Genomic DNA, 21,319 nt, shown 5'->3' with positions numbered 1-21,319 from the left:
TAATAAACTTATTGTTTAACGAAACGCTTTGTAAAAGTTTCGGTTGTAGTGTTCACACGTAAGATATACATACCCGCAGATAAATTTTGAACGTCAATAGCACCTTTAACAACACCGGCAGTAACACGCTTTCCTAGTATATTCAGGATTTCAAATGTTGCATCTGCAGGATTCTTCATGCTGATAGAGAGTTCATTTCCGTTGACAGGGTTAGGATATATAGAGAATGCAATGTCGCTAGCTTCTGCTATTCCCGTCACAGCAGGCGCTACAGTAGCAGAACCTAAGGTAACTGTGTAATCCTCAACCTCACCATAACTGAAGGTTTCACATGAACTTGGAATGCCGTTATATTTCATCGACACACGCATTCTTGTCGCTCCTGATGCAGCTGAAGAAGGAACTGTGAAAGAACCACTTACCGGAGTCGTTGTAGAAGCTGATTTACTCCATACGAGTTCTCCCGCATCTGTAAAGTCTCCATCCTGGTTGTAATCAATCCAAACAGCATACCCTTCTCTATATGTTCTTCCTGTCCAGGTAGGTGTAATGGTTATAGAATATGCAGTACTAAGGTTTAAATCTGTTGCGGTTGACGTATAATCAGCATATCCAGCACTTGAGGCACCAGAAGTTTTGTTTATAGTACCTACTTGTACACGACTAATATATTCATCTACAACGCTGTTTCCTTTTGAAGAACAGTACGATATGCCTCCACCGGTACCATATTCAGATCCTACACCAACGGCATACCATGCATTAGTAATTGCAATTTCTTCGGCACTATCGACTCCGTACAAATCTTTAGCAGATTGTATCGCTCCAGCTCTGGCATCGGCAAATGTTGAATTAGCAGATAAATACACGCTAAGAGTTCTATAAGCAACTTTAGCAGCCTTTAAGATTCCTATTCCAGAAACATTAAAAGAACTCCCTACATCATTCGTACCTGATCCACCTACAGTACTTAGGTAGAACCAATAATTTAATACACCGGAGTTGGTATGTACACCGCAATAATCATTACTCTGTGTTGGAAATCCACAATTAGGATTTTTCCAATACGTACCACCATATGTGTCCGGATCACCGGCTGAGTTTGGATTGCTCATAGAACGTAGAGCAGCAGATCCGGTACGGCGATCAATCTCGTCGCCGATCAACCAAATAGAAGCATCCGGAGCCAGATCGTTTCCATTACCTTTTGCAAAATGCTCAACTGCAGCGCCCCAGATGTCTGAGAACCCTTCATTAAGACCACCAGACTCCCTTTGATATGCTAAATTTGCTGTATTCGTAGTAACTGCATGTCCAATTTCGTGAGCTGCAACATCTAAACTGGTCAAAGCATCAAAGCTTCCATTACCTTCAGATCCATTAGAAGATCCATCACCGTAGGTCATCACCGATCCGTTCCAGAAAGCATTATCATAAGCTGATCCATAATGAACCCAACTTTTGATTTCTGCACCGGCACCATCAAAACTGTTTCTGGCGTGGATTGCCTGCCAATAATCATAAGTTCTTTCTGCTCCCCAATGGGCGTCAAGCGCAGCATTGTCTTTGGCAGCATTGTCAAATTCTGCTGCAGTCCAATTATTATCTGCATCAGTAAAATCTGTAGTTGGATAGGACTGAGTTTGTCCACTGTTGTAAGTATTTACACCATTTCCTCGTGTATTATCTCTTAATGCATAGCTACTACCTATTATTCTGGCAGTAATGGGTTGTGTACCACTATAACGTGTTGCGGCACTTCCTGTGGCTAATGTGGCAGCTTCAAATTCAGCTCGACTTGGTAGATGTACCGTTTTTAATGCTGTACTTGAATTACTATGTTCACCAAGATGCTTAATTATAGCATCGTAATATAATGCCTCTCCTGTATGAGCATCGATATAAAGATATCCTCTACTCAAGGGCTGTGTAGCGTATATATCAAATTTATAGGCAAGATTGTAATTAGTTAACAGACCCTTTTCATTTTCTGATTGAAAATCAGGTAGAATAACTAGCTCTCCACCAGTGTCATAATTATTCATAGCTTCAGATGCTTGTGCATCTTGCCATAAATATTTTTGCGCACCTGTATGGTTGATCGCTCGCTGTAAAGCCTGGGATTTACTTATAGATGGCGTCGTATTTACACGGTCTACATTATAATATTCTCCATGCAGCGAAGTAGTTTTATTTCCTTTTGCGTCAAGCACGGCAATACCATACTCCACTTTTACACCTTTATATCGTTGTTGAAAACGTTTGTGTGTGATACCAAGTTGATCAACTTGCTCGGCCATTTTAGTATAGCTGTTTGCATGGTTCAACCCAATATATTCACTCAAAATACTCTGAGCACTTTTGTTTTGAGTAGCTTCACCATCAATTTTCATAAATTTTGGTGGTTGTACAAAGCTGTCACCTTGTTTTTTTTCCTGTGCTTCAGCACAAAAAAAGGAGAGTCCGATGGCAGAAGCGACCAAGACTTTTTTGTAATTTTTTTTCATAATGGAGTTTGTGTTTTAATTAAGAAAACTTCAATAAATTTCTTTAGTTGTTGCTAAAAGTTGATAAAAAAAGTTAATTAATAAAGCTTTTTAAACTAAAATCGTTCAAATACAAAAGGTGTGGTGGAGGTGAAGTAATAAGAAAAGGGGTTAACCGTAACATGAATGATTTTATCGATTAACGGCACAATCATTTTAGATTATGGAAAGAAAATGTTTTACGAAAATTGCGAAATAAATTCATAAGCTCTTCGCTCATGATAATACAGATTTTTTTTATCATAAAAACCGACATGACCCCCGTATTCCGGCATTTCTAGGAATAAGCTAGTATTGGTTTCAGCTGCTGCTATCGGATAGCAAGCGGCGCCTAAAAATGAATCGTTTTTAGCATTTAATAGTAAGGTAGGAATTCTAATTTTTGAGAGAAAGTTCTTACTACTACACTTTAAATAATACTCTTCAGCATTTTTATAGCCATGTGCTTTACTCGTGTATAGGTCATCGATATCAAGTAGTGATTGACAGGCTTTTATTGCTTCTTCAGAAATATCATCGGGGAAATCTCCAGCACGTTGAAACAACTTCGATTTCAAATGTCTGACAAACCTATTTCTGTAAATAAAATTAGCTGGTTTTTCAATCTGTTGTAAAGAATCATGTAAATCACATGGAACAGACACAGCTACCGCTGATACAATTGCAGCAGGGATATTTTGTGTTTCCCCCAGATATTTTAATACGATATTGCCTCCCAGACTAAATCCGCAAATCGAAATCTTATCATAAGCATATTTTGTAGAAAGATGTTGTATCACATGGCCCAAATCTTCACTTGCTCCCGCATGATATGATGCATATATGCGATTGGGTTGTTCACTACAGTTACGCAAATTTACGGCTACTACGTCTAGGCTTTTTGATGTCAAGTGTTTTGCCAAACCTTTCATATAAGAACGTTGTGCGTTGCCTTCTAAGCCATGAAGTATTATAACAAGATGATTTGTTGTTTTTGATGAAGCGTAGCTCCAGTCTAAATCAATAAAATCTCCGTCGTCCAATTCTAAGCGTTCGCGTTGCTGAGTCAAATGGTTTACGTGACGAAAGAGGTTTGGGTATATAGTAGCCACATGTGCATTTCTGAATACTATGGGAGGTTGATAGGTAGCAGTTAATATGGGCATAATATATAGCGAACTAGAGACGGTAAAAATAGGAACGGCTATGAAAACCCACAAATTTTTGGATAACAGAATTTTACCATTCGTTTCCAGTAAAAGTTACCAAGTTCTACACTATAAACTATGCATGCATAGTTTTTAATTGTATTTTTAATCTTTAGATTTAAAGAATAAAGAGCATGTATACAAAAAAATTTGAGGTGCGATGGAGTGATCTTGACGCCAATCGTCATTTAGCAAATAGTGCATATCAAAATTTTATGAGCCACACGCGTATGGCTTTTTTGATCGAAAATGGTTTTGGTCAAAAAGAAATGGCTGTACATAATGTAGGGCCGGTTATCTTTTATGAGCACATCTATTATTTTAGAGAAGTTTTTCAGGGAGCTCCGGTAACTGTTGGTTTAGAGGTGACCGGAATGAGCGAGGATAGTTCCTTTTTTGAATTCAGACATAATTTTTACGATACCAAAGGAAAAAATTTGGCACATTGTGAAATGTTAGGAGCTTGGATGAACTTAAAAGAGCGGAAAATTATGCCGCTACCCGAAGCTTTAATTGTTTTAATTAATAATTTTCCAAAATCAGATGATTTCCGAGTCCTGACAAAAGAGGATACAAGAAGACATAATAAATTCCCTAAAGATTTAGAAATATCTTAATCCTGAAATTTAACTTTTTCAGTAGGTTTTGTCACTAAATAAACGCCTACAAAAATTAAAAGGGTAGCAAAAATTTTGACAATATCCAGAGAATCGCTGCCTAAGGCTATAGCAAAAACAGAAGCTAACAATGGTTGCAAATAAATGAATACGGCAACCGTTGTTGGTTTTAGCTCTCTAATCGCAAATATATTGAGTACGTAGGTGCCAAATGTCGCAAAAAGCACTACATACCCTATTTTTAGCAGACCACTTACAGGGATAGCTTCCGGAGTCATTTCAAGAACTTCATGAAGGCCAAATGGTAGTACCAACACTAAACCAATAGTGTACATCCATTTCATAAAAGTGAAAGGGTGATATTTTTGGGTAATCTTTTTGACAACAATTATATAACAAGCATAGGATGCGGCATTCACAAATACCAGAAAATTTCCAAGGGTTGGATTGGTTGCAGTTAGGTGATTTCCTTTGCCATATAAAATGATTAATAAGGTGCCCGCCAAGCCAACAAGAATTCCTACTATTTTAAGAAAACGCAATTTTTCTTTTAAGAAAATGGCAGACAATATCATGACAATAATTGGAGCCGTTACCATCAAAACAGAGGCACTTATCGGAGTAGTAAGATTAAGTCCCACAAAAAAAGTAAGCATATTGAAGGCCACGCCAAAAAACGCAGCTCCGGCTATTCGTATGAAATCCTTCTTTTGAATTTTTTCTTTAGGTCCTAAGAAACCTATTAACCAGAAGAGAATAGCGGTGCCAAGTACTCGCAACAATATAAAGCCATAGGGCTGGACATAATGTGGCATCACATCCTTTGCGATGCTAAAATTGGCGCCGTAAAATATAGCCACAAAACTTGCTGCTATTAATGCTAAGGTTCTCCTACTCATCTAGCACACGCGATTTAGCTTCCTGAATAGTCTTTTTTGAATTGCCAATAAAAACTTCATCGTCAATGCGTATCACCGGTCGTTTTAAAAAAGTGTAATGCTCTAACAATAAAACTTTATAATCATTCTCGCTCAAATTTTTAGTTTTAAGATCGCGTTCTTTGTATAAGCGTGCTCTCTTGTTAAAAAGCGCTTCATAACTACCGGATAAGGTATAAAGTTCATTTAGTTGATCAGGGGTAACCGGCTCACTTTTTAAATCCTGGAGTGTATAACTTTCACTAGGCTCTAATTCTTTTAGGATACGCTTGCACGTGTCACACGTGGAGAGATGGTAAATTTTTTTCATAGTCAGCTCTGGTCAGTTTTATTGTGATTCACTGTTTAATATAGTAAGATGTGATTCAAAATACTTATGCAAAGGAAATTCATTTGTCTGTAAAATTGATATTTTTGACCAAAAAATAATTCAATGAAGACACAACTAGACATTACTCGCGCAAACCGAACTATATTATTGAAATTTTTGGATCAATTTACGCTTGCACAGTTGCACACTGTTCCCACGGGATTTTCAAATAATATTATCTGGAATATCGCTCACGTAATTGTGACACAACAATTGTTAGTGTATAAATTGAGCGGTAATGATCTTATGGTGTCACAAAATCTTGTAGATCGGTATCGCAAAGGGACAAAGGTCGAAGGTCCTGTTGATCAGGAGGAAGTTACCTTGATCAAAGAGCTGTTAACAAGCACGATCGATACAACCGAAAAAGATATGGATATGTTGCTGAATGCTACTTTTGAAACCTATCCTACCAGTGCCGGGTTCACTTTGAATTCAGTTAAGGACGCCATAGCGTTCAATACATTTCATGAAGGGATTCATTTAGGATATATACTTGCGATGAAAAAATCACTCTAAGATGTTGAAATCAAAATAATCTGCCGCTTCTGCTTTATCAATTTTCAGCACCACCGGGCCGTCAGCATAGGGGCTGATTTCGTAATGGTTGTAATGAAGAATAATTTCATTATCTGTGAAACCAATATGATCGGGTAGAGAAAATTGATCATTATCAAATGAAAATCCGGTACTGTTAATTCCTTTTTGACTCGGAATAGTATAGGTGGATCTAAACTTCTTTTCGACATACTGCGAAAAAGCCTTTGTATCTTTTACTAAGTTATCAATGAAAATGAGCCTGCCTGTAGACAAGTCAAAATTGAGTAGCATGGTGGTTGTGTTACCATGAGCACCTCCGGTAAACGAATACGTATTTAAAAGCACCGAAGCTAATTGCGCATTTTGAAATTGAACTTCACTATCAAGCAACGCCTCGTAAGGCGGGGTTTCTTCAGGAAATGCTTCTACAATATCTGTATAAAGTTTGTTGAAACTTATCATAGCCGTCTCGATAGAAGTAGTTGTCGAATTTTCCTCTACATTTAAGAATTCACATGCTTTTGTTTCTAAGGTTCTATTGATTTGATTCGAAACTTCATTATCATTTAGTAGTTGAACCAATCGTATTTCTATAATTGCGCAGTCGACAGTGTTGCAATCCAAATAGGTTGCTGTTTCAAAAATTTGTTTTTCAAAAACAAATTCTTCGCGTTTTGAGCAAGATGCATACATAAAAATTAAAGCCCACAAGGTCGTGATTCTAAATGGAAAGTAAGGAAATTTGTTAATCATCTACTAAAGGTATTATATCAATGTGATTAAAAAGAATTTAATTATACATTTGCTTAGTTTTAACAATCAGCGGAGTTAAAAAACAGCTTTTTTTAACTGCTATAAAGTACGTATTTGTTAATGTCATCCAAAAACTTTTTTGATGAAGTTTAATACAAAAACTATACATGGTGGTCAACAGCATGATCCCGCATACGGAGCTGTAATGCCCCCGATTTATCAAACATCAACGTATGCGCAGTCTACTCCCGGTGGACACAAAGGATATGAATATAGTCGTACCCACAATCCTACAAGAAATGCGCTTGAAAATTCGTTGGCTAGTATTGAGAATGGAACATTTGGGCTAGCTTTTGGATCAGGATTAGCAGCAATTGATGCAGTAATTAAATTGCTTAAGCCTGGGGATGAGGTGATCTCAACCAACGATTTGTACGGTGGTACCTATCGTCTGTTTACTAAAATTTTTGAAGATTTTGGGATTAAATTCAATTTTATCGGGATGGGGAACGCTGATGGTGTAGAAGCGTATATAACTGGTAAAACAAAATTGATTTGGATCGAGACACCGACGAATCCGATGATGAATATTATCGATATCAAAGCGGTGGCTCAGGTTTCTAAAAAGCACAAGGTGCTTTTAGCCGTCGATAATACTTTTGCAACACCCTATCTTCAACGTCCATTAGATTTGGGTGCGGATATTGTAATGCATAGTGCTACCAAATATATAGGAGGGCATAGTGATCTTGTTATGGGATCTTTAGTGGTTAATGATAAAGACTTGGCAGATCGATTGTATTTTATTCAAAATGCAAGTGGTGCTATTTGTGGGCCTCAGGATAGCTTTTTGGCACTAAGAGGTATCAAAACCCTGCATGTACGAATGCAGCGTCATTGTGAAAATGCAGCAGCTATTGCAAAATTTCTAAGTACACACCCTGCTGTAGACAAGGTATATTGGCCGGGATTTGAAGAACATCCTAATCATCACATAGCAAAAGAGCAAATGGATGATTTTGGAGGGATGCTTTCTTTTACCACAAAAGAGGATTCTTTGGCCGGAGCGGTACAGGTGGTAGAAAAGTTAAAGATTTTCACGCTTGCCGAATCTTTGGGTGGGGTTGAGAGTTTAGCGGGACACCCCGCAAGTATGACACATGCTTCTATACCAAAAGCGGCACGTGAGAAAATTGGAATAAAAGATTCGTTGATTCGGTTGAGTGTGGGTATTGAGGATATTGACGATCTGATTGATGATCTTAAAAAAGCGTTAAGTTAAAAGGTACCGTAGCATGTTTTAGCAAACCTTTTTTAATATGAAAGCCTATAACGTTTTCGAAATGCGAAATTCATAAAATTTGAAGCTTTAAATTTTTAATATGTATATATTTGCGACAATTTTTAATATTTCTGAAATTAAAGGGAGCATTGCATCCTTTGAATTACAGAAAAGTTATGTTTTAACGAATTTATACCAAACAACTAAATAGATGCTATGAAAGAAAGTATCGATAACTTTATCAAATCTGTAGAAGGTAGAAACCCTAACGAACCAGAATTTATTCAGGCAGTAACTGAAGTAGCAGAGACTGTAATTCCATTCATAGAAAAGAATGAAAAGTATCAAAACGCGATGCTTTTGGAACGTATGGCAGAACCAGAACGTGTTTTTATGTTCAGAATACCATGGACGGATGATAAAGGAAATATCCAAATAAACAGAGGTTATAGAGTTCAAATGAATTCGGCTATAGGACCGTATAAAGGTGGATTACGTTTTCACCCTTCGGTAAACCTAAGTATCCTCAAATTCTTGGCTTTTGAGCAAACTTTTAAAAATAGTTTAACCACATTGCCTATGGGTGGTGGTAAAGGTGGAGCTGATTTTAATCCAAAAGGTAGATCAGATAATGAAGTAATGCGTTTCTGTCAAAGCTTTATGACTGAGTTATCCAAATATATAGGTCCTAATACCGACGTTCCCGCAGGAGATATTGGTGTTGGAGGACGTGAGATTGGGTATATGTTTGGTCAGTACAAACGATTACGTGATGAGTTCACAGGCGTGCTTACCGGTAAAGGTTTATCTTATGGAGGTTCTTTAATGAGACCGGAAGCAACAGGATACGGTAACGTATACTTTGCAGAAAACATGCTTAAAACTAGAGGAGAATCATTAGTTGGTAAAACTGTGATAATTTCAGGCTCTGGTAATGTAGCCCAATTTGCTGCCGAAAAAGCGATGAGCTTAGGGGGTAAAGTGATCACATTTTCTGATTCATCAGGATATATTGTAGATAATGATGGGATCGATACAGAAAAACTTGAATTTGTAAAAGAACTCAAGAATATAAAACGAGGTCGTATTAAGGAGTACGTTGACACCTATACAAGCGCAACCTATGTAGAAGGTAAAACACCTTGGTCTGTGCCTTGTGATATTGCGTTACCTTGTGCTACGCAAAATGAACTGCATGTTGAAGATGCTGAAGAATTGGTGAAGAACGGTTGTATCTGTGTTGGTGAAGGAGCAAACATGCCTTGTACTGCGGATGCAATTGAGGTGTTTTTGGAAGCAAAAATTCTGTTTTCTCCTGGTAAAGCATCTAATGCTGGTGGAGTAGCAACTTCTGGACTGGAAATGTCGCAAAACTCATTACGTTTCAACTGGACCGCTCAGGAAGTAGATGAAAAACTTCACGGAATTATGAATAGCATACACGAACAATGTGTTATTTATGGAACCGAAGAGGATGGATTTATCAATTATGTAAAAGGAGCCAACATTGCCGGCTTTGTAAAAGTTGCCGATGCCATGCTAGAACAAGGTGTCGTATAAATAAAACTTATAAATTTTTTAAAAACCACTCTGAATACAATAGAGTGGTTTTTTTGTATAAATTCATTGTGAGAAATTTCTGTTTTTTGATGATGTTATGATAATCAAATCCTCTGCAATCGTTCTGCGCACCATTCGCTATAGTGACAATGATGTCATTGCTACGTTATTTACGCAATCTAGCGGAGTGAGATCCTATATGTTACGAGGGATTCTTAAATCAAAAAAAGGAAAACTGAGACACTCTCTTTTTCAACCTCTGAGCTTATTAGAAATCGAAGCTGTTCATAAGGATAAAGGAACCTTGGAACGTATTCGTGAAGCAAAGATTCTCACACCGTATCACACGCTCCATAACGATCTAGTCAAGAATGCGTTGGTGTTTTTTATCTCTGAGGTGCTCTATATGTCCATTCAAGAACAAGAAACGAATAAAGAGTTATATCACTACCTTGAAACAACCTTGCTTTGGTTGGATAATCACGAAGATATTAAAAATTTTCACCTCTCGTTTATGATCCGATTGACTCAATATCTTGGTTTTTATCCAGATACTTCCTTGCAAGAAAAGCCCTATTTTGATTTATTATCTGGAGATTTTACAAGCATGGATATTGGACCGTATTGTTTTGACGGGCCATTAATTGAAAAATTTAAGTTATTCTTAGGCATGACATTTGAGGCGTCTATGAAAATTGATTTGAGCAAAACAATGCGGGCAGAGCTTCTTAATATGGTATTACTTTATTTTGAATTACATTTGCACGGCTTTAAAAAGCCTAAATCACTAACCGTACTAAACGAAATTTTTAAATAAGTATGCGATTATTTATTTTCCTTCTATTCAGTGTCTTTCTCTCTCATAGTGTCAGTGCCCAACAAATTACGGTGGTTAGTGTTTTAGATAAGCTACCAGTGCCTAATGTAGCGATTTATAATGAGGCAAAAACAAAAAGTACCTTAACAAATTTTGATGGAGTTGCTGATGTTTCTGTTTTTGAAACAAAGGAGGTTTTATTTTTTGCACATGTTTCTCATTTACCTATTTCGTTTACCAAAGAGAGTATTCTGAAAAATCAAGGAATAGTTGCCTTGGAAGTCGATGAAAATCAACTTTCAGAGGTTGTTATTTCGGTCTCCAAATGGAAGCAAGATAAAAAGGATATAGTACAGAAAATAGTGAGTATAACTGAAGAGGATATCGCCCTTAGTGCAGCGCAAACCTCTGCTGACTTACTACAAAGTAGTGGTCAGGTATATGTTCAAAAAAGTCAGTTAGGAGGCGGAAGCCCTATTATAAGAGGATTTTCTACAAATCGTTTGTTGATAGCAGTTGACGGAGTACGAATGAATACGGCTATTTTTAGAGGTGGTAATGTACAGAATATAATATCCATTGATCCCTTTAGCATTCGCAGAACAGAAGTGATATTAGGTCCTGGATCCGTAGTTTATGGAAGCGATGCTGTGGGTGGTGTCATGAATTTTTACACCCTTAAACCAAGTTTTGCCTTTGCAGATGATAATGTAATTTCTGGTAATGCGACAGCACGGTATGCGACTGCAAATAATGAGAAAACTGGTCATGTCGATTTGAATTTTGGTTTCAAGAATTGGGCGTTTCTAAGCAGTATCAGTTATTCAGATTTTGATGATTTAACAATGGGCTCTCATGGTCCTGATGAATATTTACGACGAGATTATGTCGATACCTCAGGTAACACCGATATAATTAGAGAGAATACCAATCCCGAAAAACAAGTTGCGACTGGTTATGATCAAATCAATTTTATGCAAAAAGCTCGTTTTATGCCTAATGAGCGGTGGAATTTTGAATTAGGACTTATTTACACTACAACGTCAGACTACCCTCGATATGACCGCCTGATTCGTCGAAGAAACGGAAATTTACGATCAGCTGAGTGGTACTATGGTCCCCAACGGTGGTTTATGGGGAATTTACAAGTCACCCATAAAAATGGTTCAAAGTACTATGACAACGTACAGTTTACAGCTGCGTATCAAATTTTTGAGGAGAGTAGAAATGATCGAGATTTTGAGTCATCGATACTTTCAAAAACAGCAGAGCATGTCGATGCTTACTCCACAAATATAGATTTTGAAAAAAAGTTATCTACGGACACCTTTTTACATTATGGAGCAGAATATATTTTAAATACAGTGAATTCCAAAGGATATGCTATAGATATCACTGCAAATACAAAAGAAGCTGCACCCTCCAGATATCCTGATGGAAGTAGTTGGCAGTCTGCAGCAGCCTATTTGAGTTTAAAGCATAAATTTAATGAAAGAGTAAGGCTGCAAACAGGGTTGCGTTACAACTACATTAATGTAAAATCAACATTTTCTGATCAATTTTATGATTTTCCTTTTGAGGAGGCTAACATAAATACTGGAGCTTTAACTGGTACAGCAGGAATCAGTTGGTTGCCTAATGAGATTTTGCAATGGAAAGTTAACTTCTCGACAGCATTTAGAGCACCTAATATTGACGATGTGGGTAAAATATTTGATTCAGAACCGGGAGCGGTTGTGGTTCCAAATCCAGATCTGAAACCAGAATACGCCTACAATGGAGAGATCGCTGTAGCGTTGACACCTTCCAAAAAGCTAACACTGGATATAGCTACTTTTTACACTTATTTGGATGATGCTTTAGTTCGAAGAGACTATGCTTTAAATGGAGCAACCCAGATTATGTACAAAGAGGAGCTGAGTACAATTCAGGCCATTCAAAATGCCGCTAACGCAAAAGTATATGGATTCGAAGCCGGAATTAACTATAGTTTTGCTACAAATTTTACAATTACATCACAGTATACCTTTACGGGAGGAGAAGAAGAACTGGATAACGGAGAGATCGCACCCTCACGCCACGTCGCGCCACAGTTTGGTATGACCCAACTAACTTTTGATAAAGACAAGCTTCGTTTAGACTTGTTCGCAAATTATAATGGCTCTTTATCCTATGATCAGCTTTCACCATCAGAACAAAGTAAAGATTATTTATACGCGGCTGATGCTAACGGAAATCCATATGCGCCATCCTGGTATACGCTCAATATACGGGCAAACTACGAAATCTTGCAAGGACTGCGCGCTACTTTTGCTATTGAGAATATCACAGATCAACGGTATAGAACATATTCCTCCGGAATTGCTGCTGCAGGTCGAAATTTTATCTCATCTCTTAACTACGCTTTCTAAACATGAAAGATTTACATTCTACCTTATTTATTTTTGATATTGACGGAACCTTGACTGATAGCGTGCCTATGTACTTAATGGCTGTCACCCAAGCTATGCTAAAACTAGGGATTCAGGATATTGACACAGATTATAATAATTACAAACACCATACTGATAGTTATGCGTTACGCTACAATTATGAACGTAACTTTCTCGAGCAACATCCAGCTGATTTATTAGAGCAATTCGAGCAGGAAATTGTTTCTCAGATGGAGTTGTTTAATTCTTCTAAGGAAATTTTAGGAGCCAAGGTTTTAATTGAACTATTAAGAAAATCAAATGTTCCTTTTAGCTTTGCCACGGGTGCTTTGCCGAAGCCTGCAATGATGAAGTTGGAAGACTGTGGTATCTGGTATGATGAAGCTTTGTTGGCGACTTCAAAAACCCATGAGTCTAGAGAAGGATTTGTTATGGATGCAATCGATCGGGCTAAGCGTTATTATAAGAAAGATCATTTTGAACGCATTGTTTCCATTGGAGATGGATTGTGGGATATGATTACAGCTCAAAATCTCAAGCTTGATTTTGTAGGAATAGGAGAGAAGCATGCTTCTCATTTCAAGAATATAGAAAATATTAAATATTATCCGGATATCACTACATTCACCAAATCTCTGACATAATCTTTAGTTAGATTTGAGTTGCTGAATAAATTTGTCCTCAAATTTTTGTTTCATCGCGGTTACTTCAGAAACATTTTCATTAGGCACCGTAATCGACAAAACATAATGCTTAATTTTCCAACCGGTCGTAGTAGCTTCTATAACACCGCTTCCACGACATATACCCATCTGAGTAGTTAGCAATTCATCAAACCAAGCATAGTTTGTGTTTTTTCCTAAGTAAATTGTACGTTCAAGTTTAGTAAAACTCCATGCTTTTCCTTTATCAAAATAGGGCCTAGCAAACGCTTTAAAGGCATCTAATTGCCAATTCTCTGTAGGGTCAGTACCTATAAAAACAGCATCCTCTGTCATCAAACCAAAGTAACTGTCAAAATCTGCTTGAGCTGCTGCTTGGTGCCATTGATCAAGCGATACATTTATAGTTTTGATAGTTTCTTCTGACTGTGTATTTTGTGCTAGCATAGTAGACGAAGCTATAAACAGAAGTAAGAATTTGATAGTCTGCTGGAGATATTTCATAAGTATTGGAATTAAACATTTAATCTTCGCCTAAAAGCTCTTTTTCTATATTTTCTGGAATCGCCAAAGAGAGTTCATTAAGTTGTATTACTAAACTATTATAGGCTTTGATAAGCCGTGTATTCGCTTCAAACAGTTTTTCTTCGGTTACCATTTTTTTTTCTGACCAGTGTCTTAGCAATGCGGTTTCGGTGGCTAAAACGGTTAATCGTGAGGAGATGGCATTTGTATTTAAATCGTTTGGAATATTTTCTCTCAATGTGCCTACTGCCAAATCGGTGCTGTCGGCATATTTTTGAATATAAAAAGCGTTGGAGTTTTGCATGGTAAGAATGAGATTGCGTAACGCTTGTAAATCATCAAAACTTTTTAAATCCTCTTGTGCCTGAACAGAGAGAGGTAATAGCTCCAGAGTTATTTTGTTATCCGAGAGACTGTCAAGAACGGTCGCTTTGACTGGAGTCTGATTATTATTAGACGAACTATGCTCTGTACATGCAGAAATGCTTAGAAGTACGCTAATAATTATTATAAGATTTTTCATGTAGAAAATTTGAATCGCTTCAAAAATACAGTATAAAAAGGGATAATAAAAAAAAGCTTGGTGATACCTACGTACACCAAGCCTTTACCCTTTAATTAATTACTAGATATTACGCATAATACCAAGCTCCGTTACGGTACACTACTTCTCTCCATCCGTTGGTAGAGGTATAATAGTACCATTTATCATTATAGCGATAGACTCGCAAACCATTCACTGTATAATATTGTCCATTCACATAGGTAGGTTCACCACCGCCGGTTGGATACATCTGAGCAATACCTTGCAAATCGTCTGACGATAATGCGGTGCGCTGTACCGAATAAGAACTACCGTCTTTTTTAGTTATCGTAGGTTGTCCATTTTTTGAAAAGGAGTTAGGGCCATACATCATGATAGATCCAAAATCCAATGTGCTGGTATATTCATCTCCGTCACGACCTCGTTGTGCATAGGTTTGAAAGTTATGTTCTTTCCCCGCCTGGATGTTATTAAAGTTAATTGTTAAGTACTGATCCCGATCCACGCGACTTTGTTCATGCCATAGTCCTACCGCATGTCCAATTTCATGAATTGTATTACCGGTACTACAGCCACTTGCAAGGTTTATATTTTGACGACCGCCAACCATACCAACACTTGACGAACAACCCCCACCTGGCTGAAAGTAAATATAATTTGATTGATTTGTACGTGCTACAAATCTTAGATTCGTGTTACTTTCCCAACTTGCAATCGCATTAGTTACGCGCGACTGATTAGGTAAGTTACTTGCGATTTGGTAATATACCGTGTTATTAGGCCACCTTCCGCCTGTACGGCCTACACTTTTTACCAGTTCTGGATCTTCACCATTTTCTAGTACGAGCTTGGTGTCTTTAGAATACATCATATCCTGTGGAATAATAATATCTCCTTCAAAGATATATTCTCCATTTACATTTTCGTAAGAAATTGGTAATCCTAGATAGCTCCCTTTTTGTATGCGACCCGACTGATCAAAGTAAGCACGCTCTGCTCCTTGAAAAGTTTCTTTTTCTATTTGCAGTGTTTCTTGTTCAACGACGCTGTCATCTTTTGAACATGCAAGGGTCGCCAAGGCGACCGATAGCATAAGTACTGAATTCTTGAATTTCATGAGTTTGTATTTAAGTTATGAAGGAAATAACTTAAATATTCTCATTTTATTATAAAATAAGTTAAAATTCTGATTATTAGATCTTACCTAAACCAGGATATGTCGAAGGATATAGGATACCTTTTTTAAGTGTAAATAGCTCCCCGAACGGATCATTTTTCATGTCGAGATGACCGTCAAGATCTGCATAATGTATGTTTGGACGAGAAAGAGCGAAATGTAATCCTGCCGAAATCCCAAGGCGACATTCATCAATGCAACCGACCATAACATCAAGATTGGCCGATTTGGCAACAGAACTAATGTGCTTTGCTTCCAGGATACCTCCAACTTTCATAAGTTTAATATTTACCATATCGATACGTTGGTTTTGTGCTAATCGAAAGGCATCTTTCAGTGTTTTAATACTCTCATCTGCCATAACCGGTATGGTTACTTGTTGGGTCACCTGGCCTAGTTTTTCTTCTTTGAGGATTGGAAGCGGTTGTTCAAATATTTCAATATCTACATGCTTTGTTCTTTTTACAAAGGCTACCGAATCTTCAACGGTGTACCCTTGATTACCATCAAATCGTAAGGAAACATGTGGGTATCGCTCGCGTATTTTGATCATTTTTTCGATATCATCCTCAACATCTAAGCCTCCTTTTATCTTCAGTATATTAAAGCCTTGCTTCACGAACTCTGTAGCTTCTCTCAAGGTGTCTGAAACCGACAAAATACCAATCGTAATGCTAGTAGGAATACTTTCTCTATAGCCACCTAAAAATTGATATAGGGGGATGTTTAATTTACGCGAAATTAAATCATGAAGTCCAATATCCACCATCGCTAGGGCAGAAGCGCTTCCTTTCAGTACCAATTTTAAATCTTCCAGGATCTTTACAGTTAAAAATGGATTTTTTCCGATTAAGTAAGGAATAATTATGTCCTTGATTGCATTTTCAACCTGATCAGGAGTTTCTCCTGTAACGGTATCATCCGGAGCAGCACATCCATACCCGATGGTGGAGGTGTTGGTCTCTATTTTTAAAATAAAATTGGTTGCTTTTGCAACAGTTTCGTAAGCGATGATATAGGGCGTAGCGAGGTTAATATCTAAACGCTCGTATGTAACTTTTGTAATTTTCATTAAATGTTTAAGATGTAATCTTGAAATAAAGATTTATAAAGTGGATATATTTAAAAAAAAGCGATCATTTCTTTTTAAGATAGGTTTTTAGAATTTTGATAAGATCATCAGCACCGTTAGCCAAGACATCAAAGGCAGGTAATCCTGTTTCTTTGGTAATAGCGTTGCAAGCAGGTTCAATCTCATGAGAGGACATATCTTCATGATTTACAGTGATGGCGATAACCTTGCGACCGGAGATGACTTCGATAGCATTAATTTGTTCTTTTAAACTATGCAATTTATATCCGGGAAACCCATCGTATTCTAAGCGCTTGGGAGCATGTTGTAAAATAACATAATCCGGTCGTCCCGCCGCCAGGATCTCGAAACCTCCAGGATACGCGGGATTCATTAAGCTTCCTTGTCCTTCAATTACAATTACATCAGGCCGTTCTTCTTTCCAAGCACTCACAACAGCATGTTCAATTTCGCCAGACACAAAATCGTTTATACAACTATCCATAATCATGCTGTATTTTGCCCCTTGCATCCATGCCGTTTGACCAGTTCCAATCATTTGAGCGGTTAATCCTGCATTTCTAAACCCATGTACAAGTAACCAAGAGGTGGTGCGTTTACCGATAGCGGAGTCTGTACCAAGAACTGCAAGTTTTAGGCTTTCAACCTGTTCAATTTCGCCAGAAAAGAAGTGAAGTGTGTCTCTGTCAGGAGTTTTTCTAACATCTCTAATGCTACAACCATTAGCTTGAGCAACTTTCATCACATCTTTATCATTGCTCAAAAAATCATGAAGTCCGCTATCTACATTCCATCCCATTTCAAGAGCCTTTTTGATTGTGATTTTTGCTTCTTTTGGCAATCTTCCACCATCAGGCGCCAATCCAATAACCAGAGAACTAGGAGTGTTATTTGAATTTGCGAGTTTTTTTATGGCGCTATCAATTGTTTTAAATATGGGGATTCCGTTGGGTTTGCCATCAAGAACTTCTCCTGCATCTTTGTCTGCGTAGGTACTATCTATAACGCCAACAACATCATACCTTTCTGTAAACCGAACCAGCCCATGTGCTGTCTTTCCATTGGGAGTATTAAATGCGCCTTGACAATATACCAATGCTTTACCGTCGATTGATTTTTTCATTTTTATATTTTTTTCTCTTCATTAAAAAAGAGGCTATTGATAATTATTTGTTTTTATTAATATTTAGCAGTTAAAACAGCAACAAAACGATCCGGCTCAAAATTTAGGTGTTCGTGCATTTCTAAAAGTCCGATGAGTCCGGCTGTTGATGCCGGTAATATTTTAAAGGATTCTTTTTTTAATAGGTATGAACTCATCTCTTTCATTTTTTTATCACTGATATTAAAAGCGTCTCCGTCGGATTCTCGTATCGCATACAGCGCTTCGTTTCCATCAAAGCTGTGCCAGTTGATTAGGGGTTCGTTGTATTTGGTTTCTTTGATGCTCTCTGGATTCAGGTCAACACAATGCTCCAAGCCTTGTCTAAAGGATTGTATGATGGGATTTTTATGTGTCGACGACGCGGCTATCATTTTAGGAATTCGAGATGTTTTTCCGCGTTTATACAAACTAACAAAACCGCGATAAATGCCTGCGAATAGGGTGCCGTTAGAAACTGGAGCTGCACAGTACTTAGGCGCATCACCCAGTTCTTCAAAAATCTCAAAAGCTATTTGTGAATATGCCATAATTTGAAGCGGAGTGTTATCTCCACCCGGATTTGCATCATACCACTGTTCTTGGGACGCGAGTAGACTACTTGTCTTAACTACTTCCTCATAATTGCCGGGCAAGCGAATAATTTCGGCGCCGAGGGATGTCATTTCTTCGATACGTTCAGTATGATATGATGCAGGGATATAAATCTTACAAGCTATACCGGCTAAATCTGCTGCCAGTGCCATTGCGACACCATAATTACCACATGTTGCTAAAGAGACCACATCAAAGCCACGACGCAATGCGTCATATACCTGAGCAAAAGCTATTCGGTCTTTTTGAGTGCCCGTCGGATTATTTCCTTCGTATTTAATATAAATCTGCCGAATATTAAATTCTCGCTCCAAAGTTTTAGCACGGTGCAAACCGGTGTCACCAACTTCGATGTTGATAATATCTTCATACGACTCTAATCGATCCACTAAGGATTTACTTCGATCTTTTACTAATTTGCTTAGTTCGGTAGTTTCAGCGGCTACTTTGTTAGTGGCAGTTTTAACCCCATCTTTTAAATTCATTTGCACAGACTAGATTTATTTTAAAATCTACTACAAAAGAATGAGATTGTTTAATTCGACATTTACAATTAATTGTTAAATGTTTGGGGCTCAAGTAAATTTATAAATAATGGGTTAAGTGAGTCTTTTCAAAATTTTATTGGGATACCTGTAGGGATACCTACTTTTATCAAAAAGAAGTAATTTGGATAGTATGAAGGTAATTACAAGAAATTCAGTACATCCACTTCAAGTCTTGACGCAAAAGAATTAAACGCAAAAAAGTCCAACATTGCTGCTGGACTTTTGCTCCCCCTCTTGGGCTCGAACCAAGGACCCTTTGATTAACAGTCAAATGCTCTAACCAACTGAGCTAAGGAGGACTTTAGGTTTGCAAAACTTAGGATATTTCCCGTTTGCGAGTGCAAATATATACTATTTTTTATATCCTCAAAAAGTTTTTTTATTTTTTTTGCGTTTAAATAGTGCTTTTTTTAGTGAGGTAATTAGTGAACGTACCGTTTATAAAAATCCCACTGTTTTTAAAGCAGTGGGATAGAATATTTTAAGCTTTTATCTAGTAAGAACGACTCACGAATTAATCAAAAATCAATTTGTAGACATCATTACCGTTTGCAAAAAGCAATAAAGTTATTAGGATGATAAAACCAATGAGTTGGGCATACTCCATAAACTTATCGTTAGGTTTTCTACCCGAAATTATTTCATACAGTAAAAACATAACGTGCCCCCCATCTAATGCAGGAATCGGCAGAATGTTCATAAAAGCCAATATGATCGAAATAAATGCTGTAGTGCCCCAAAAAGTTGGCCAATCCCACACATCCGGAAATAATCCACCAATCGCACCAAAACCGCCTACACCTTTATAAGCACCGGTGTCCGGATTAAAGATTTTTTTCATTTGCTTGATGTAGCTTCCTAAAATGGTGACACCTTTATTAATACCTGCCGGAATAGACTCCAAAAAGGTATATTCTATTTTTTCTACTGCCAAAAGTCCTCGGGCTTCCATTTCTTTAAGCTTAAGACCCATTAGACTTACGCCTAACTTACCGTCTGCGTTGATTTTTGCGTTTATGGTAGCTTCAGACCCATCTTTTCGTTTCACTAAAATGGACGCAGTGGTGTTTTTATTATTATCTAAATAGGAGGCAACTTCGTCAAAATATTGCATCGGCGTACCATTAATAGCTATCACTTCATCTCCTTTTTCAAAACCTGCATCAGCATTATGCATATCTTTTGTAGCTTCTTGAACGATAAAAAGCTGTCTGGGCATAATAAAGGAAGTTTTCTCCTCGCTATCCAATAGTTTCTCGATGAAATCTACCGGAATTTCTTGGGTGACCGTTCTTCCATCTCGCTCAATCGTCATGGTGTTTCCGTTGATTATTTCTAACGGAAGTTTTCCAAGATTCTCGACGCGAGCACCGTCAACAGAAACAATGTTATCTCCTGTTTGAATACCTAGTTTTTCACCGATTTCTGGTTGTGTAACATAGATACCATCTTTAAGACTGTTGTTTTTGATGTATTGATCACCATAAGCATAGGATAATCCTGCGTATATAATAATGGCAAGGATAAAATTAACTGTCACCCCGCCAAGCATGATTATCAGACGCTGCCAGGCCGGTTTGGATCTGAATTCCCAAGGCTGTGGTGGACCAGCCATCTGATCCTTATCCATACTCTCATCGATCATACCTGCAATTTTGACATAGCCGCCTAACGGAAGCCATCCAATACCATAGACAGTTTCACCAATTTTCTTTTTAAAAAGTGAAAATTTGACGTCAAAGAAAAGATAAAACTTCTCCACTCTGGTTTTAAATAATTTGGCCGGAATAAAATGTCCGAGCTCGTGTAGTATTATTAAAAATGATAAGCTAAGTAGTAATTGAATAGCTTTTATAAAAAATGGACTCATAGTCTGGTTTCAATTTAAGATCTGGCAAAAGTAATCTTTTAGAGGGGTTTATAAAAGAAATCAATCAGACAGATCTAGGATTTAGTTTAATTTTATCACTAT

19 protein-coding genes and 1 tRNA gene are annotated in these 21,319 nt (G+C 37.5%); 7 read left to right on the top strand and 13 right to left on the bottom strand.

All coding sequences use genetic code 11. From position 1 onward, the window contains the following. Positions 1–8: 8 nt before the first annotated feature. Positions 9–2,507: a M4 family metallopeptidase gene (locus ACJRPK_RS01345; RefSeq protein WP_407138083.1), complete on the bottom strand. Its 2,499-nt coding sequence runs from the start codon at positions 2,505–2,507 to the stop codon at positions 9–11. Positions 2,508–2,725: 218 nt separating this feature from the next. After that, positions 2,726–3,691 (bottom strand): YheT family hydrolase, encoded by a 966-nt coding sequence (locus ACJRPK_RS01340; RefSeq protein ID WP_407138082.1) that lies wholly within the window; start codon positions 3,689–3,691, stop codon positions 2,726–2,728. 176 nt (positions 3,692–3,867) lie between these two features. Here ACJRPK_RS01340 and ACJRPK_RS01335 point away from each other — a divergent pair, with 176 nt between their 5' ends. Next, positions 3,868–4,350, top strand: coding sequence for an acyl-CoA thioesterase (locus ACJRPK_RS01335; protein WP_407138081.1), 483 nt, complete (start codon positions 3,868–3,870; stop codon positions 4,348–4,350). Here ACJRPK_RS01335 and ACJRPK_RS01330 read toward each other — a convergent pair. Together ACJRPK_RS01330 and ACJRPK_RS01325 are read right to left on the bottom strand one after the other, a co-directional pair. Next, positions 4,347–5,249 (bottom strand): DMT family transporter, encoded by a 903-nt coding sequence (locus ACJRPK_RS01330; protein WP_407138080.1) that lies wholly within the window; start codon positions 5,247–5,249, stop codon positions 4,347–4,349. The two genes, ACJRPK_RS01335 and ACJRPK_RS01330, sit on opposite strands and share 4 nt — an antisense overlap. After that, positions 5,242–5,598 carry an arsenate reductase family protein gene (locus tag ACJRPK_RS01325; protein ID WP_407138079.1) on the bottom strand — a complete coding sequence of 119 codons (357 nt, stop codon included), beginning with the start codon at positions 5,596–5,598 and terminating at the stop codon, positions 5,242–5,244. Before ACJRPK_RS01325 ends, ACJRPK_RS01330 begins: the two co-directional genes overlap by 8 nt. 123 nt (positions 5,599–5,721) lie before the next feature. Here ACJRPK_RS01325 and ACJRPK_RS01320 point away from each other — a divergent pair, with 123 nt between their 5' ends. Then, entirely contained in the window at positions 5,722–6,177 is a 456-nt protein-coding gene (locus ACJRPK_RS01320) for a DinB family protein (RefSeq protein WP_407138078.1), read from the top strand. Here ACJRPK_RS01320 and ACJRPK_RS01315 read toward each other — a convergent pair. Continuing rightward, positions 6,169–6,951, bottom strand: coding sequence for a PdaC/SigV domain-containing protein (locus ACJRPK_RS01315; RefSeq protein ID WP_407138077.1), 783 nt, complete (start codon positions 6,949–6,951; stop codon positions 6,169–6,171). The genes ACJRPK_RS01320 and ACJRPK_RS01315 overlap by 9 nt on opposite strands. 142 nt (positions 6,952–7,093) lie before the next feature. On the opposite strand from ACJRPK_RS01315, the gene ACJRPK_RS01310 reads away from it, so the two are divergent. The 5 genes from ACJRPK_RS01310 to ACJRPK_RS01290 all read left to right on the top strand — a co-directional run bounded on the left by ACJRPK_RS01310 (position 7,094) and on the right by ACJRPK_RS01290 (position 13,686). Then, positions 7,094–8,233 carry a cystathionine gamma-synthase gene (locus ACJRPK_RS01310; RefSeq protein ID WP_407138076.1) on the top strand — a complete coding sequence of 380 codons (1,140 nt, stop codon included), beginning with the start codon at positions 7,094–7,096 and terminating at the stop codon, positions 8,231–8,233. Positions 8,234–8,449: 216 nt separating this feature from the next. Further along, the gene (gene gdhA / locus ACJRPK_RS01305; protein WP_407138075.1) at positions 8,450–9,793 is read left to right on the top strand and encodes an NADP-specific glutamate dehydrogenase; all 1,344 of its coding nucleotides are present in this window, start codon (positions 8,450–8,452) and stop codon (positions 9,791–9,793) included. A 97-nt stretch (positions 9,794–9,890) separates the two neighbouring features. Beyond that, complete coding sequence (gene recO, locus ACJRPK_RS01300; protein WP_407138074.1) at positions 9,891–10,610, top strand: DNA repair protein RecO; 720 nt, start codon at positions 9,891–9,893, stop codon at positions 10,608–10,610. Positions 10,611–10,612: 2 nt separating this feature from the next. Next, a complete protein-coding gene (locus ACJRPK_RS01295; RefSeq protein ID WP_407138073.1) occupies positions 10,613–13,021 on the top strand; it encodes a TonB-dependent receptor plug domain-containing protein in 2,409 nt (802 codons plus the stop codon). Between the two features lie 2 nt (positions 13,022–13,023). Next, complete coding sequence (locus ACJRPK_RS01290) at positions 13,024–13,686, top strand: HAD family hydrolase (RefSeq protein ID WP_407138072.1); 663 nt, start codon at positions 13,024–13,026, stop codon at positions 13,684–13,686. A 3-nt stretch (positions 13,687–13,689) separates the two neighbouring features. Here the strand turns inward: ACJRPK_RS01290 and ACJRPK_RS01285 are convergent, their stop codons facing one another. The 8 genes from ACJRPK_RS01285 to rseP all read right to left on the bottom strand — a co-directional run bounded on the left by ACJRPK_RS01285 (position 13,690) and on the right by rseP (position 21,217). Further along, a complete protein-coding gene (locus ACJRPK_RS01285; RefSeq protein ID WP_407138071.1) occupies positions 13,690–14,208 on the bottom strand; it encodes a nuclear transport factor 2 family protein in 519 nt (172 codons plus the stop codon). A gap of 19 nt (positions 14,209–14,227) precedes the next feature. Then, on the bottom strand, positions 14,228–14,752 hold the full coding sequence (locus ACJRPK_RS01280; protein WP_407138070.1) for a hypothetical protein: 525 nt from the start codon (positions 14,750–14,752) through the stop codon (positions 14,228–14,230). 109 nt (positions 14,753–14,861) lie between these two features. Further along, complete coding sequence (locus ACJRPK_RS01275; RefSeq protein ID WP_407138069.1) at positions 14,862–15,890, bottom strand: M12 family metallopeptidase; 1,029 nt, start codon at positions 15,888–15,890, stop codon at positions 14,862–14,864. A gap of 76 nt (positions 15,891–15,966) precedes the next feature. Further along, complete coding sequence (locus tag ACJRPK_RS01270; protein WP_407138068.1) at positions 15,967–17,022, bottom strand: mandelate racemase/muconate lactonizing enzyme family protein; 1,056 nt, start codon at positions 17,020–17,022, stop codon at positions 15,967–15,969. Positions 17,023–17,086: 64 nt separating this feature from the next. After that, entirely contained in the window at positions 17,087–18,166 is a 1,080-nt protein-coding gene (locus tag ACJRPK_RS01265; protein WP_407138067.1) for a DUF1611 domain-containing protein, read from the bottom strand. Between the two features lie 56 nt (positions 18,167–18,222). Further along, the gene (locus ACJRPK_RS01260) at positions 18,223–19,284 is read right to left on the bottom strand and encodes a pyridoxal-phosphate dependent enzyme (RefSeq protein ID WP_407138066.1); all 1,062 of its coding nucleotides are present in this window, start codon (positions 19,282–19,284) and stop codon (positions 18,223–18,225) included. 288 nt (positions 19,285–19,572) lie between these two features. Further along, positions 19,573–19,646: transfer RNA gene (locus ACJRPK_RS01255), tRNA-Asn, on the bottom strand. Positions 19,647–19,861: 215 nt separating this feature from the next. Further along, complete coding sequence (rseP, locus tag ACJRPK_RS01250) at positions 19,862–21,217, bottom strand: RIP metalloprotease RseP (protein WP_407138065.1); 1,356 nt, start codon at positions 21,215–21,217, stop codon at positions 19,862–19,864. Positions 21,218–21,319: the final 102 nt, after the last annotated feature.

This window comes from Aquimarina sp. 2-A2, assembly GCF_045505135.1.
GTDB classification, from domain to species: domain Bacteria; phylum Bacteroidota; class Bacteroidia; order Flavobacteriales; family Flavobacteriaceae; genus Aquimarina; species Aquimarina intermedia.
The sequence above is the reverse complement of the archived record's forward strand: the minus strand, read 5'-3'. Positions and strand labels throughout refer to the sequence as shown.

Excerpts from the sequence above, each read along its gene's own strand:
- gdhA (WP_407138075.1), top strand. The coding sequence starts at position 8,450 with ATGAAAGAAAGTATCGATAACTTTATCAAATCTGTAGAAGGTAGAAAC.
- ACJRPK_RS01280 (WP_407138070.1), bottom strand. The coding sequence starts at position 14,752 with ATGAAAAATCTTATAATAATTATTAGCGTACTTCTAAGCATTTCTGCA.
- ACJRPK_RS01315 (WP_407138077.1), bottom strand. The coding sequence starts at position 6,951 with ATGATTAACAAATTTCCTTACTTTCCATTTAGAATCACGACCTTGTGG.
- ACJRPK_RS01265 (WP_407138067.1), bottom strand. The coding sequence starts at position 18,166 with ATGAAAAAATCAATCGACGGTAAAGCATTGGTATATTGTCAAGGCGCA.
- ACJRPK_RS01270 (WP_407138068.1), bottom strand. The coding sequence starts at position 17,022 with ATGAAAATTACAAAAGTTACATACGAGCGTTTAGATATTAACCTCGCT.
- ACJRPK_RS01285 (WP_407138071.1), bottom strand. The coding sequence starts at position 14,208 with ATGAAATATCTCCAGCAGACTATCAAATTCTTACTTCTGTTTATAGCT.
- ACJRPK_RS01320 (WP_407138078.1), top strand. The coding sequence starts at position 5,722 with ATGAAGACACAACTAGACATTACTCGCGCAAACCGAACTATATTATTG.
- ACJRPK_RS01290 (WP_407138072.1), top strand. The coding sequence starts at position 13,024 with ATGAAAGATTTACATTCTACCTTATTTATTTTTGATATTGACGGAACC.
- recO (WP_407138074.1), top strand. The coding sequence starts at position 9,891 with ATGATAATCAAATCCTCTGCAATCGTTCTGCGCACCATTCGCTATAGT.
- ACJRPK_RS01340 (WP_407138082.1), bottom strand. The coding sequence starts at position 3,691 with ATGCCCATATTAACTGCTACCTATCAACCTCCCATAGTATTCAGAAAT.
- ACJRPK_RS01310 (WP_407138076.1), top strand. The coding sequence starts at position 7,094 with ATGAAGTTTAATACAAAAACTATACATGGTGGTCAACAGCATGATCCC.
- ACJRPK_RS01260 (WP_407138066.1), bottom strand. The coding sequence starts at position 19,284 with ATGAATTTAAAAGATGGGGTTAAAACTGCCACTAACAAAGTAGCCGCT.
- ACJRPK_RS01325 (WP_407138079.1), bottom strand. The coding sequence starts at position 5,598 with ATGAAAAAAATTTACCATCTCTCCACGTGTGACACGTGCAAGCGTATC.
- ACJRPK_RS01295 (WP_407138073.1), top strand. The coding sequence starts at position 10,613 with ATGCGATTATTTATTTTCCTTCTATTCAGTGTCTTTCTCTCTCATAGT.
- ACJRPK_RS01345 (WP_407138083.1), bottom strand. The coding sequence starts at position 2,507 with ATGAAAAAAAATTACAAAAAAGTCTTGGTCGCTTCTGCCATCGGACTC.
- ACJRPK_RS01330 (WP_407138080.1), bottom strand. The coding sequence starts at position 5,249 with ATGAGTAGGAGAACCTTAGCATTAATAGCAGCAAGTTTTGTGGCTATA.
- ACJRPK_RS01335 (WP_407138081.1), top strand. The coding sequence starts at position 3,868 with ATGTATACAAAAAAATTTGAGGTGCGATGGAGTGATCTTGACGCCAAT.
- rseP (WP_407138065.1), bottom strand. The coding sequence starts at position 21,217 with ATGAGTCCATTTTTTATAAAAGCTATTCAATTACTACTTAGCTTATCA.
- ACJRPK_RS01275 (WP_407138069.1), bottom strand. The coding sequence starts at position 15,890 with ATGAAATTCAAGAATTCAGTACTTATGCTATCGGTCGCCTTGGCGACC.